Origin of the sequence: Marinobacterium arenosum (genome assembly GCF_019795155.1) — a bacterium.
GTDB lineage: Bacteria > Pseudomonadota > Gammaproteobacteria > Pseudomonadales > Balneatricaceae > Marinobacterium_C > Marinobacterium_C arenosum.
Window position 1 is genome coordinate 40,784 of the sequence record NZ_JAILYN010000007.1, and the last position, 13,118, is coordinate 53,901.

Consider the following 13,118-nt stretch of genomic DNA (forward strand, 5'->3'; position numbering starts at 1 on the left):
AACGAAAGATACGTTACAGCCGGTACCGACAGCGCGCCGGGTGAACCACTAAGGAGAAAGTCTCATGGCTATGGTAATTAACTCCAACATCATGTCGATGAATGCTCAGCGCAACCTGAATACTGCGCAGGCTGAGCAGAACCAGGCGATGGAGCGTCTTACCAGCGGTAAGCGCATCAACTCGGCAGCGGACGATGCGGCCGGTCTGGCAATCGCCAACAAGATGACCTCTCAGATCACCGGTCTGAACCAGGCGGTGCGTAACGCCAACGACGGTATCTCCATGATCCAGACCGCTGAAGGCGCGTTGGACGAGTCCACCAACATCCTGCAGCGTATGCGTGAACTGTCGGTGCAGTCTGCCAACGGCACCTACACCGAAGGGAACCGAAACACCCTGAACGCTGAGCTGAAGCAGCTGACCGAAGAACTGGACCGAATTGCCGAGACTACAACTTTCAACGGTCAGAAGGTACTGGATGGCTCGCAGGGCAAACTGGAAATTCAGGTGGGCTCCGAATCCAACCAGACCATCAGCATGGAAATCGGTGCAATGGATTCCAAGTCTCTGGGCCTGGGCTCTACTTCTGCCGATGTCGCCGGTACCCACTTGGCCCAGGCGCTGGGCTCCACCACCATCGACGACGGTGATGTGTTGATCAATGGCCAGAACATCGGTGCATTTGATGGCGCTAGCCAGACTTTCGACGACCTGATCGATCAGATTAATACCAATGTCAACGGTGTGACCGCATCCGGTTTTAACACCGTCGAAGCGACCTCCGTCGGTGACGGTGTTACCACTGCAGCGGCTGAGCTGACCATTGATATCACCGATACCGATGGTTCCACTACGCAGTACGTGATCCAGGACACCAACAATATGGATGAGCTGGTTGCTGCGATCAACGACAAGACCGGCGGTAAAGTGGCGGCCGAGTTGAACGACGACGGCCAACTGGTTCTGTCCAACGACACTGGTGCAACCATTGCGCTGTCCAGTGGCGGTACCCTGTCGGATATCACCGGTAACATCACCGCAACTTCACACGGCCAGATCGCGCTGAGCTCTGATGACGGTTCCGATATTACTGTTGAAGCTGGCGTCAGCGGCACTGCGACTGATTTGGCCAACTTGGGCTTCCAGGAGTCCCGGGCGGACGGTACTGTGGTTGGCGGGGCGCTGAATAACACCGCGCTGGCCTATGGAGAGCTGACAATCAACGGTACCGTGATTGACCACGAAAATACCGACACTCTGCAGGGCAAAGTGGATAACATCAATGCTGCATCGGGTGATACTGGTGTCATTGCTAGCTTGAAAGCTGAAACCGATGGCACTGCAGATCTGACCAAAACCTCTACAGAGTTGACCAGTACAGCGTACCCGCCGGCAGGTGGTGTAACTATCGCCATCGGTGACCAAATCAATATTAACGGTACCGAAATTACCTTCACTGGTACTGATATGGCGACTATCGTGGCCGATATTAATGGCTCTACTGGCGACACAGGGGTTACTGCACGGGCCGACGAAAACAACCAGCTGCATCTGTACTCCGAAGGCAACATCACCATGTTCCAAGGTACTACCAATGGTAGTACCTTCGGTACCGACTTTGGCTTGGGCGCTTCAATCGGTGCATCTGCCGCAGCTTCCACAACAACCGCTGCTACCACTATTCAAAACAACGACACTATCAAGATCAATGATAACGAGGTTGTCTTGACTGATGTATCGTCCATGGATGCGATCATTTCGGATATTAATGGCGCCCAGAGCACCACTGGTGTATTCGCCTCAGTCAATGATCAGGGTGAGTTGGTACTGAGCTCTAATGCTGCCTTTACCATTGCGGAAGGTGATGTCAACGGTTCTAAGGTTCTCAATAGTCTGGGGCTGAGTGCTGGTAACAATCAAGCTGGTCTGGAGTTGAAATCACTGAGCGGTAACCCGATCAGTATCGAACTGAGCGGTAGCGGTGCAGCCAACACCGGCCTGATTGAACAGAACGCCAGCACTGGTGGTGCAGGTTTCGGTTCTTCTATCAGCAGCATCGATATCTCTAGCGCATCGAGCGCACAGAAGGCGATTGATGTTATCGATAATGCTCTGGATACCATCAACGAAACCCGTGGTAACCTTGGTGCAGTCAACAACCGTCTGGATTTCACCATCAACAACCTGTCCAGCGTAGCGGAAAACGCCTCTGCGGCCCGTTCCCGGATCGAGGATGCGGACTTCGCCCAGGAATCCGCCAACCTGAGCCGAGCGCAGGTACTGCAGCAGGCCGGTACCTCAATGTTGGCCCAGGCCAACTCTGCACCGCAGCAGGTATTGTCTCTGCTGCAGTAAGTGGGATAATCCTACGTTACTAGCTAAAGCTGCCCTGCCCCTGGTGGGGCAGCTTTCTTGGATATAACAGGGGGTGTGTCATGGAAATCGACGCTATGAACACAGCCGCCGCGACTGTCACTGCGCAGAGTGCGGCCCAGCAAACGGAACAGAAACAGCCGGTCGAGCCGTTAACGCCGGTGTCAGAGGTGAAGGCCTCTTCGAACAGCCCCGAAGTAACGGGCGAGAAAGAAGAGCTGTCGGTCGAGCAACTTGAAGCGGCGATCGAAAAGCTCAACGAATTGATGAAAGACAGCCAGCGTTCGCTGTCATTCAGTGTCGATCGGGATCTCGACAAGGTGGTGGTCCAGGTGAAGGATTCCCAGACCGACGAAGTAATCCGTCAGATACCCAATGAAGAGACGCTGAATTTTGCCAAGAACCTGGAAGGGGTAATTGGCGTTATCTTCAATGACCATGCCTGAGCCTTGCCGGTAATAGGAGGGCTCAGTATCTAGCCGCCGGGAGGGAGCAATGAGCAACAATATCGTAGGCGCACTGGGAGGTGGTTCAGGTATTGATGTATCCAGTCTGGTTAACCAGCTGGTTGAGATCGAAAAAGCCCCTCAGCAGAACCGGCTGAATTCACAGAAAGAGACGCTGGAAGCGCAGATCTCGGCCTACGGCCTGGTGAAAAGCGCCATCAGCGAATTTCAGAGCGTACTTTCACCGCTCTCCAATCCCGATACCTTCAATGCCCGTTCGGTCTCTTTTCCGGAAACCGATGTCATCACGCCGAACTCACTGTCGCCCAACGCCCAGACTGGTACCTACCAGATAGAGGTCCTCAGTGTAGCCCAGGCGCAGAACTTGGCCAGCGGGGCGATTACTGATACCAGTGCGGCACTGGGGGCAGGCGAATTGTCGATCCGTTTCGGCAGCTGGACCAGCTATACCGAAGCCGGTGGTCCGGTTGGGTTCTCAGTGAATGCCGACGAGGATAGCCTGACAGTCGAGTTGGATGCTGACGATTCTCTAGAGGATCTGGTTAGGAAGATCAACGATTCCGACTCAGATCTGCAGGCATCGATCATTACTACCGATGGCCAGAGCCAGCTGATGCTGACCGCGCCCTCCGGTGAGAGCCGGCAGATGGAGATTACGGTTACCGGCGATGCCAATCTGGATCAGTTCGCATTTAACGAGGCGACCGGTGCCGGCAGTATGCTGCAGACCCAGGGCGGTGCAGATGCCGAGATCGAGCTGAATGGCCTGACTGTGAAGCGGGATACCAACGATATCGACGATGTGATCCAAGGGCTCGACTTTACGTTGAACAAAGCAAGTCCCGGCGACAAGTTCACTTTTTCCATCTCTCAAGACAAAGCTACCGGCGAGCAAGCGATCCGTGATTTCGTGGAGGCTTACAATGCACTCTATGAAACCATGAAGAACCTGACCGGCGTTAAATTGGCGAAGGATGATGAGGAGCTGGAGGAGAACCAAGCGGGTGTACTGTCGACTGATGGTACAGCCAAGAGCATCTTGTCGTCGTTGCGGAAAACTATTGCTACAGCGGTCCCTGGTATTAGCGACATTAATATGCTGACCTATATTGGTATTCGTACCAATCAGGATGGCACTCTAGAATTTGTCGATGATGAGGGCAGCGATGGCAAAACCGACTTTGAGCGGGCAATTGCTGACGGATTCGATGATATTGCCAAGCTCTTTTCGGTGAACACCAGTTCGACCAACAGTAATGTTGCTGTGTCGTTAGGCTACAATGCCGGTAATGTCTCGGCCGGCACCTACGAGTTAAATATCACCACCGAGCCGACTCAGGCGCAAGCCTCTGGAAATGCTATCACTTCGCTGGACCTCAGTGCCGGCGGTCCGCATACATTCAAGTTCACGATAAATGGTACCACCACCAATGAGCTTACGCTGCCGGATAAGGTATACGCCTCTGGGGATGAGTTGGCGTCGGAGCTGCAGTCGCTGATCAATGGCGATAGTAATTTGGACGCCTATCAGCGTATAGAGGTCGGCTACGATTCCGGCTCTAACCAGCTGACCTTCAACAGTCGCGAGTATGGTTCAGACTACAATTTCAGTTTCTCCGGTGTCAGTGCGAGCTTGACCGATATCGGTTTGAGCGATGCGCTGGTTGCCAGCAATGGTACCGATGTTGCTGGCACCATCGATGGCAGAGCTGCATTTGGCAGTGGTGATGTCTTACTGCCTGAGATTGGCGACCCGTTAAATGGTTTGACATTTACTGTAGGGCCGGGAAGTTTTGGCACTAGCAGTATTAACTTCTCCCGGGGGTTGGCGGGCGAGCTTGACCTGCTAGCTTCAACTCTGCTAAGAGAAAAGAGCACTGATGAGAATCCGGCCCCGATCGCTCTGCGAGAGGCGAACATCAACAAGGCTCTCACGGGGATAGAAAGCGATCAGGAAGATCTGGATCGCCGGATGGATAAGGTGCAGAGCCGATTGATGGCCCAGTTCCTAGCGATGGAAAGTATACTGGCACAGTTCAAGACCACCGGGGATTCTCTCGAAGGTATGCTGGCTAACCTGCCGTTTACGGCGCAGTACAAATAATTATTACCGGATATTGGCAGATATGAGTATTAATCTGAGCGCGCTTAAGCAGTATCAAAGTGTCGATCTGAAAGCGTCTGTGGCGACCGCTTCGCCGCATAAGCTAATTCTTATGTTGTTCAATGGCGCATTGGAAGCCCTGGCGAAAGCGCGTGGCGCAATCGAGCGGAACGACATCGAGGGCCGTACAAAACAGCTGAACAAAAGCACTGATATCGTGATGGGTTTGCGCGATATGCTGGACCATGAGAAGGGTGGCGAAGTGGCCGCCAATCTTGATGCGCTGTATGACTATATCGTTCGTACCATGTTGCAGGCTAACCGTGAGAACAGCGCTGAGAAAGTTCAGGAAGTTATGGATCTGCTTTTGACTGTGAAGCAGGGCTGGGAAGAGATGCCCGACGAGCATAAACAGTAAATTTCTGCGCGAGACATCAGGTATTGGAAAAGCGGCTACGGCCGCTTTTTTGTATTTTGAGGCTTTCTAAATATGCCCTCCCTGGTTGGAGCAGGCTGTAGGGCGTTTCCTCCCCCACACATGGGGTGATGCCACCGCAGGGGGGGGGCTGGCGGCGTTTGGTCGCCTAGATGCGACCCTACTGACACTGGCCATCTGCGTGCCAATTAATTGACTTGACGTGGCGTCAAGGCATACTAGTGCGACCAATATTTGACGTCTTCAGTGATGGGTACGCAATGGGCCAGGAAATAGTCGTCATCGACGACAACCAACAGCGCCGTACGGAGCTGGGCGGGTTGCTGGAGTTCATAGGCTGTCGCAGCCGGGTCACCGACTTCGTCAGCTGGTTGCAGCGCGACCGCAATGAGCCGCTGGCCGAAGGCGCGGTGATCGCGTTCGGCGAGAGTTCGCTGCCGGTGTCGCTGGAGAAGATGCTGCTGGAACTGCAGGAGCTGCAGCCCGGCACGGCGGTGCTGTTCCTGGCCGAATGGGCCGAGGTCGAGACCCTGCCGGCGCCGCTGCAGCAGATGATCTGCGCCCAGATCCACTATCCCTACCGTTATAAGGAGCTGATGGATGCGCTCTACCAGGCGCAGCATTACGCTCAGGCCTGCCGTGCCCAGCGCCAGGCGACCTGCGACGACTTTTCGATGCAGGATGGCCTGGTCGGCATCAGCCCGCAGATGCAGCGGGTGCGACAGATGATCGCCCAGGTGGCCGGCCGCGATGTCAGTGTGCTGATCACCGGCGAGTCGGGCACCGGCAAGGAGCTGGTGGCACAAACCCTGCATAACCGTTCTACCCGGGCCAATGGCCCCTTTGTACCGATCAACTGCGGCGCCATTCCGCCGGACCTGCTCGAGAGCGAGTTGTTCGGCCATGAGAAGGGCGCCTTCACCGGTGCGGTGTCCAGCCGGCAGGGGCGTTTCGAGCTGGCCCAGGGCGGCACCCTGTTTCTCGATGAAGTGGGCGACATGCCGCTGCCGATGCAGGTCAAGCTGCTGCGGGTACTGCAGGAGCGGGAGTTCGAGCGGGTCGGCGGTATCAAGACCATCAGCGTCGATGTGCGGGTGATCGCCGCGACCCACAAGAACCTGGAGCAGATGATCCTCGACGGCGGGTTCCGCGAGGACCTCTATTACCGGCTCAATGTATTCCCGATCGAGATGCCGGCGCTGCGCGAACGGCAGAACGATCTGCCGGTGCTGTTGGACGAATTGGTGCAGCGGATCGACGATGCCGGCATGGGGCGGTTGCGCTTCCATCCATCGGCGCTGGAGTCGCTGATGCAGCATGACTGGCCGGGCAACGTGCGCGAGCTGGCCAACCTGGTCGAGCGGCTGGCGATCATGTACCCCGACGGGGTGATCGGTATCGATGAACTACCGGCCAAATTTCGCTATGGTGCCGGTTCTGCGACGCTTCCGGACATTGCCGCAACGGGCCAGCAATCGTTGCCGCTGCTGGTGCCGCAGTCGATCAATGCGGGGCAGGCGGTGCCAATGGACCAGCTGCCGGAGGAGGGGGTTGATCTCAAGGCGCACCTGGAGCAGATCGAGCAGTCGCTGATCCGCCAGGCGCTGGAAGCCAGCGACCATGTGGTGGCCCGCGCCGCCGATAAACTGCAGATCCGGCGTACCACGCTGGTGGAAAAGATGCGCAAGTACGGTATCCAGCGTAAGTAATGTTCTGTTCGCCGCGGGGCGCGCCTCCCACAAGTGCTGGCACGACCAGCGTAGGAGGCGCGCTACAGGGGATGGATGTAGGGCCGGACCTGGCCGGCCAAAACGCCGGCAGGCGTTCTCAACCGCAGTCGGCATGGCGCCCCGGGTGGCGCCCTACAGCAAAGCAAGTTTAAAGAAAAAACAGATGTCAGAATTTTTAGCCGCCAGTAAGCTGAGCGACGCCCAGGTCAGTGCGCTGATCGCCGAGAACCGCCGCCTCAGGGCGCTGGTCGATCAGCAGGCGACCCGTCAGCAGCAGGCGGAAACCGCTAACGAGCAGGCGGAATCACGGCTGCGCCACCTGCTGGACCTGATGCCGGCCGGGGTATTGCTGATCAACAACAGCGGCCGGGTCTACGACTGCAATCCGGCCGCGGAGAGGATGCTGGGTACGCCGCTGGTCGGCGAGATCTGGGCGCAGGTGATCGAGCGCAGCTTCTCGCCGCAGTCGGACGACGGTCACGAGATCTCGTTAAAGAGCGGCCGGCGGGTGCAGTTGGCGACCTGTGCGTTGACCTCCGAGCCGGGCCAGCTGTTGCTGCTGACCGACCTGACCGAAACCCGCTTGCTGCAGGACCGGCTGTCGCACTACCAGCGGCTGTCCGAAATGGGCCGGATGATGGCGTCGCTGGCGCATCAGATCCGCACGCCGCTGTCGGCGGCATTGCTCTATATGGATCATCTGGCCCGGCCCGATCTCAGCGTCGAACAGCGCAGCCGGTTTACCGGCAAGGTGCGTTCGCGACTGGAGAACCTTGAACAGCAGGTGCGCGACATGCTGGTGTTCGCCCGCGGTGAAACCAAGCTGGAGGACCGTATCAGCACCGAGCAGTTCTTCCGCGATCTGGACGATCAGCTCGATATACCGCTGGCCTATCACGAAGGGGATTGTGACCTGCGTAACGATGCACAGGGGCTGCAGTTCCAGTGCAACAAGGAGACCCTGCTGGGCGCGGTGATGAACCTGATTGAAAACGCCCTGCAGGCCGGCGGTAACCAAGTCACTCTGATGATCCGGATGCAGCGGCTGGAATCGATGTTGCAGCTGACCATCGCCGACAACGGGCCGGGTATGGATGAAGCGACCCGGCAGAAGGCACTGCAGCCGTTCTTTACCACCAAATCGCACGGTACCGGGCTGGGGCTGGCGGTGGCCCAGGTGGTGGCCCACGCCCACCACGGCCGGTTCGCCTTGCAGTCGCAGCCGGGTATCGGCACTGTGGTTTCCCTGACCCTACCTATCTATCAAGTGGATCCTGAATGAGTATCAAGGTACTGATCGTTGAAGATGATCCCGAATTGCGCGAAGCGATCGGCGACACCCTGGAACTGGCCGGTATGAGCTACCGCGAGGCCGGTGACGGTGAGCAAGCGCTCACCCAGTTGGAGCAGGGGATGGTCGATATCGTGGTCACCGACGTCAATATGCCGGGTATGGACGGGCACCAGCTGCTGGCCCGGTTGAGCCAGCAGTATCCCGGCCTGCCGGTGATCCTGATGACCGCCTTCGGCCAGGTGCAGAAAGCGGTCGAGGCGATCCGCAACGGCGCGGTCGATTACCTGATGAAGCCGTTCGATGCCGATACCCTGGTGGCGACCATCAAGCGGTTTGCGGTGGGCCTGGCTGCCGGTACCGCCGCTGAAGAACCGATCGCCGAAGAGAACAGCTCGCGTCAGCTGCTGCAGCTGGCCTGCCGGGTGGCGCAGACCGATTCGACGGTGCTGATCACCGGCGAATCCGGTACCGGTAAGGAGGTGCTGGCGCAATATATCCACAACCAGTCGGCCCGGGCGGACAAACCGTTCGTGGCGCTGAACTGTGCCGCGATTCCGGAAAACATGCTGGAGGCGATCCTGTTCGGCCATGAAAAGGGCGCCTTCACCGGTGCCCATGCCGCCAGCCCCGGTAAATTCGAGCAGGCCAACGGCGGCACCTTGCTGCTGGACGAGGTCACCGAGATGGATCTCGGCCTGCAGGCCAAACTGCTGCGCGTACTGCAGGAGCAGGAGGTGGAACGGGTCGGCGGTCGCCAGACCATCAAGCTGGATGTGCGGGTGCTGGCCACCACCAACCGTCAGCTGGAGAGTTACGTGCAGGAGGGCAAGTTCCGCGAAGACCTCTATTACCGGCTGAACGTATTCCCGTTGCAGTGGCTGCCGTTGCGCGAACGCCCGGCGGATATCGTACCGCTGGCGGAGCGGCTGCTGGTCAAGTACTGCCGCAAGATGCGTCGCGGCGCGGTGACGCTGTCGCCGGAGGCGGTCCAGGCACTGACCAGCCACCCCTGGCCCGGCAACGTCCGTGAACTGGATAACGTGATCCAGCGGGCGCTGATCCTGCAGCCCGGTGTGTTGATCCAGCCGGCTGACCTGCACCTGACGCCCGGCGCGATCCCGGTCGAGCAGCTGGCCCCGGTGGCAGCGGCACCGGCCGTCGAGGAGGCACTCGGCAGTGCCGATCTGGATTCGGCCGGCAGCCAGTTGGGCGACGGCATGCGCCAGCGTGAGTTCCAATTGATTATTGACGCACTTCAGGCCACCAACGGAAGTCGTAAAGAGGCGGCCGACAAGCTGGGTATCAGCCCTCGTACTTTAAGGTACAAACTGGCTCGCATGCGCGAGTCGGGTATCGATCTGGATAGCCTGCTGCGTAAGTGATTACTTACCCGGAAGGTCCCTCCGTTATTGCGATAGACCAATGTCTAATTCAGGCGTGGCGAAGCGGTTCGGTATAACCCTATGCAGTTCAGCCATTTATTGCGTCGTCTAAAACAATAACTATTATCAGTGGACGCAGTGGATTCGATAATTAAAACAAGCAAGCTAAGGGCATCACCATGAGTGAAGTAAAGGTCTATCCGGTCAAGCCGGAGGTCGCGGCAGCGGCACATTGTGATAACGAAAAATATCTGCAGATGTACCAGCAGTCGGTCAACGACCCGGACGCCTTCTGGGGCGAGCATGGCCGTCGTATCGACTGGTTCAAGCCGTTCTCCAAGGTCAAGAACACCAGCTTCGACCCGCACAACGTCGATATCCGCTGGTTCGAGGATGGCACCCTGAATGCTTCCTACAACTGCCTCGACCGTCACCTGGAAACCCGCGGCGACCAGGTCGCGATCATCTGGGAAGGTGACGACCCGAGCGAATCCGAGAAGATCACCTACCGCGAGCTGCACCAGCGGGTCAGCAAGTTCGCCAACGCCCTGAAAGCACAGGGCGTCGAGAAAGGCGATGTGGTCACCCTCTATATGCCGATGATTCCGGAAGCGGCGGTGGCGATGCTGGCCTGCGCCCGTATCGGCGCGGTCCACTCGGTGGTATTCGGCGGCTTCTCGCCGGATGCCCTGGCCGCTCGTATCCAGGGGGCCGAATCCAAGCTGGTGATCACTTCCAACTACTCGCTGCGTGGTGGCAAGGTGGTGCCGCTGAAAGAGAACGTCGACAAGGCGCTGGCCAACGAAGCCGCGGCGCGCTACGTGCAGAGCGTGGTGGTGGTCAAGCGGGTTGACCAGGATGTGGCCTGGGATGACAACCGTGACCGCTGGTACGAAGAGCTGGTCGCCGAAGCGTCCGCCGAGTGCCCGGCCGAGCAGATGGAGGCGGAAGCGCCGCTGTTCATCCTGTACACCTCCGGTTCGACCGGAGCGCCCAAGGGGCTCAAGCACACGACCGGCGGTTACATGGTCTACGCGTCGATGACCCACGAGTACGTATTCGACTACAAAGAGGGCGATATCTACTGGTGCACCGCCGATGTCGGTTGGGTAACCGGTCACAGCTATATCGTCTACGGTCCGCTGGCCAACGGCGCCACCACGCTGATGTTCGAAGGGGTGCCGAGCTATCCGGACAACAGCCGCTTCGGCCGGGTGATCGAGAAGCACAAGGTTAACCAGTTCTACACCGCGCCGACCGCCATCCGTGCGCTGATGCAGCAGGGTGACGACGTGATGGGCGACGCCGACCTGTCCAGCCTGCGGATTCTCGGCTCGGTCGGCGAGCCGATCAACCCGGAGGCCTGGGAGTGGTACAACCGGGTGATCGGCAAGGGTAACTGCCCGATCGTCGACACCTGGTGGCAGACCGAAACCGGCGGCATCATGATCACCCCGCTGCCGGGCGCTACCGATACCAAGCCGGGTTCCGCTACCCGTCCGTTCTTCGGCGTGCAGCCAGCGCTGGTGGATAACGAAGGCAACGAGCTGGAGGGCGCCGTTGATGGCAACCTGGTGATCAAGGACTCCTGGCCGGGCCAGAGCCGCTCGATCTGGGGCGATCACGAGCGTTTCGTGCAGACCTACTTCTCCACCTTCAAGGGCTGCTACACCACCGGTGATGGTGCCCGTCGCGACGCCGACGGCTACTACTGGATCACCGGCCGGGTTGATGACGTGATCAACGTCTCCGGTCACCGCATGGGTACCGCCGAAGTGGAATCCGCGCTGGTTGCGCACCCGGCGGTTTCCGAGGCGGCGGTGGTCGGCTATCCGCACGACGTCAAAGGCCAGGGGATCTACGTCTACGTGACCCTGCAGTCCGGTTACGAGCAGTCCGACGAACTGATGAAGGAGCTGCGCAACTGGGTACGCAGCGAGATCGGCCCGATCGCCTCGCCGGACCTGATCCAGTTCGCGCCGGGCATGCCGAAGACCCGCTCCGGCAAGATCATGCGCCGTATCCTGCGTAAGATCGCCGAGGACGATTTTGGTGCCCTGGGCGATACCTCCACGCTGGCGGATCCGTCGGTTGTCGACGATCTTATCGAGCATCGTATGAACCGTAAAAGCTGATCGAAACGGTTGTTGACGATTAGTCGTTTAAACTCCCTCCGTGCCATGGGGCTCGGGGGGAGTTTTGCGTTTAGAGGTGCTATGATGCCCTTCGGCTGGTCGGGCGAGAAGGCTGTCCAAGTGTCGACGATTTTGCCCGGTTTGCTCACACTGAACAGAGGCGGGCCAGCCTTGTTGTCCCGGCCTGCCGAAGAATGGCCATCTCCGGGGCCGGGAAGCGAGTTGCTCGACGACTTTGCTGGACCGCGAATCCATGCCGAATCTATGGTATGAATGAGCCCTGTCGATAGGGTGGCTTCGTAGGATTGTGTCGGATATCCGTATTCGGCTAGGGAGAAAGTACGCATGCAGCAGTTAGCGCAGAAAATCATCATCGCGGATGATCACCCGTTGTTTCGTGCCGCGCTGAAACAGGCAGTGGCACAGGCCCTGCCCGGAGTGGAAACCGTCGAGGCGGACACCCTGGCGGCGGTACAGGAAGCGGTGGAGAACAACCCCGATGCCGATCTGGTTCTGCTCGATATCCATATGCCGGGAACCAACGGCTTCTCCGGCCTGGTATTCCTGCGTGGCCAGAACCCGGGTATGCCGGTGGTGGTGGTGTCTGGCAGCGAAGCAAGCCATGTGATGAAGCGGGCGATCGACTACGGCGCCTCCGGCTTCATCCCGAAGTCGGCACCGCTGGAGACCATCTCTGAAGCGATTCTGGCGGTACTGGAAGGCGAGGAGTGGCTGCCGCAGGAGATTGCCGAAAACCTGGATGAGGTCAGCGAAGAGGACCAGCAGTTCGCCGAAGCGCTGGCGTCGCTGACGCCGCAGCAGTTCCGGGTGCTGACCATGCTGACCGAGGGGTTGCTGAACAAGCAGATCGCCTATGAGCTGAATGTCTCCGAGGCCACCATCAAGGCCCACGTTACCGCGATCCTGCGTAAGCTCGGTGTACACAGCCGCACCCAGGCGGTGATCGCCGCTCAGCGGCTGGGCGTCGAACCGCCGAAAACCGACCTCGGCTGATTCTTTTCAATATCTCGGGGTGCCGCGTTGGTACCCCTGTCACGCCTTGTCCGGCGCCATCCGGGGCGCCACTGCCGCAGGCGGTTAAATGCCGGCATCTGCGACCTCTCCATTGAATCTCGCGCAAACTGTCGCCTTGCCACGACGAGGGCCCCGTCGCAGCGGCTTCAGCCGCGACCGTC

Annotated in this window: 9 protein-coding genes; all 9 read left to right on the forward strand. The window is 58.7% G+C overall.

Annotated elements, in window-relative coordinates:
* The first annotated feature begins 64 nt into the window (after positions 1-64).
* Positions 65-2,356 carry a flagellin N-terminal helical domain-containing protein gene (locus tag K6T12_RS04945; protein WP_222220063.1) on the forward strand — a complete coding sequence of 764 codons (2,292 nt, stop codon included), beginning with the start codon at positions 65-67 and terminating at the stop codon, positions 2,354-2,356.
* A gap of 95 nt (positions 2,357-2,451) precedes the next feature.
* The gene (locus tag K6T12_RS04950) at positions 2,452-2,820 is read left to right on the forward strand and encodes a flagellar protein FlaG (RefSeq protein ID WP_222220065.1); all 369 of its coding nucleotides are present in this window, start codon (positions 2,452-2,454) and stop codon (positions 2,818-2,820) included.
* A gap of 49 nt (positions 2,821-2,869) precedes the next feature.
* On the forward strand, positions 2,870-4,945 hold the full coding sequence (gene fliD / locus K6T12_RS04955) for a flagellar filament capping protein FliD (RefSeq protein WP_222220067.1): 2,076 nt from the start codon (positions 2,870-2,872) through the stop codon (positions 4,943-4,945).
* Between the two features lie 22 nt (positions 4,946-4,967).
* Positions 4,968-5,363 (forward strand): flagellar export chaperone FliS, encoded by a 396-nt coding sequence (gene fliS, locus K6T12_RS04960; RefSeq protein ID WP_222220069.1) that lies wholly within the window; start codon positions 4,968-4,970, stop codon positions 5,361-5,363.
* A 278-nt stretch (positions 5,364-5,641) separates the two neighbouring features.
* On the forward strand, positions 5,642-7,090 hold the full coding sequence (locus K6T12_RS04965; RefSeq protein WP_222220071.1) for a sigma-54 dependent transcriptional regulator: 1,449 nt from the start codon (positions 5,642-5,644) through the stop codon (positions 7,088-7,090).
* A gap of 184 nt (positions 7,091-7,274) precedes the next feature.
* Positions 7,275-8,393 carry a sensor histidine kinase gene (locus K6T12_RS04970; protein WP_222220073.1) on the forward strand — a complete coding sequence of 373 codons (1,119 nt, stop codon included), beginning with the start codon at positions 7,275-7,277 and terminating at the stop codon, positions 8,391-8,393.
* On the forward strand, positions 8,390-9,787 hold the full coding sequence (locus K6T12_RS04975; RefSeq protein ID WP_222220075.1) for a sigma-54-dependent transcriptional regulator: 1,398 nt from the start codon (positions 8,390-8,392) through the stop codon (positions 9,785-9,787). The genes K6T12_RS04970 and K6T12_RS04975 overlap by 4 nt, the downstream gene beginning before the upstream one ends.
* Before the next feature lie 179 nt (positions 9,788-9,966).
* A complete protein-coding gene (acs, locus tag K6T12_RS04980) occupies positions 9,967-11,922 on the forward strand; it encodes an acetate--CoA ligase (protein ID WP_222220077.1) in 1,956 nt (651 codons plus the stop codon).
* 345 nt (positions 11,923-12,267) lie between these two features.
* Complete coding sequence (locus tag K6T12_RS04985; protein WP_222220079.1) at positions 12,268-12,936, forward strand: response regulator transcription factor; 669 nt, start codon at positions 12,268-12,270, stop codon at positions 12,934-12,936.
* The last annotated feature ends 182 nt before the right edge of the window (positions 12,937-13,118 follow it).

What these genes read in the sequence shown, in the direction of transcription:
- K6T12_RS04945 (WP_222220063.1), top strand. Translation starts at nt 65, where the DNA reads ATGGCTATGGTAATTAACTCCAACATCATGTCGATGAATGCTCAGCGC.
- K6T12_RS04950 (WP_222220065.1), top strand. Translation starts at nt 2,452, where the DNA reads ATGAACACAGCCGCCGCGACTGTCACTGCGCAGAGTGCGGCCCAGCAA.
- fliD (WP_222220067.1), top strand. Translation starts at nt 2,870, where the DNA reads ATGAGCAACAATATCGTAGGCGCACTGGGAGGTGGTTCAGGTATTGAT.
- fliS (WP_222220069.1), top strand. Translation starts at nt 4,968, where the DNA reads ATGAGTATTAATCTGAGCGCGCTTAAGCAGTATCAAAGTGTCGATCTG.
- K6T12_RS04965 (WP_222220071.1), top strand. Translation starts at nt 5,642, where the DNA reads ATGGGCCAGGAAATAGTCGTCATCGACGACAACCAACAGCGCCGTACG.
- K6T12_RS04970 (WP_222220073.1), top strand. Translation starts at nt 7,275, where the DNA reads ATGTCAGAATTTTTAGCCGCCAGTAAGCTGAGCGACGCCCAGGTCAGT.
- K6T12_RS04975 (WP_222220075.1), top strand. Translation starts at nt 8,390, where the DNA reads ATGAGTATCAAGGTACTGATCGTTGAAGATGATCCCGAATTGCGCGAA.
- acs (WP_222220077.1), top strand. Translation starts at nt 9,967, where the DNA reads ATGAGTGAAGTAAAGGTCTATCCGGTCAAGCCGGAGGTCGCGGCAGCG.
- K6T12_RS04985 (WP_222220079.1), top strand. Translation starts at nt 12,268, where the DNA reads ATGCAGCAGTTAGCGCAGAAAATCATCATCGCGGATGATCACCCGTTG.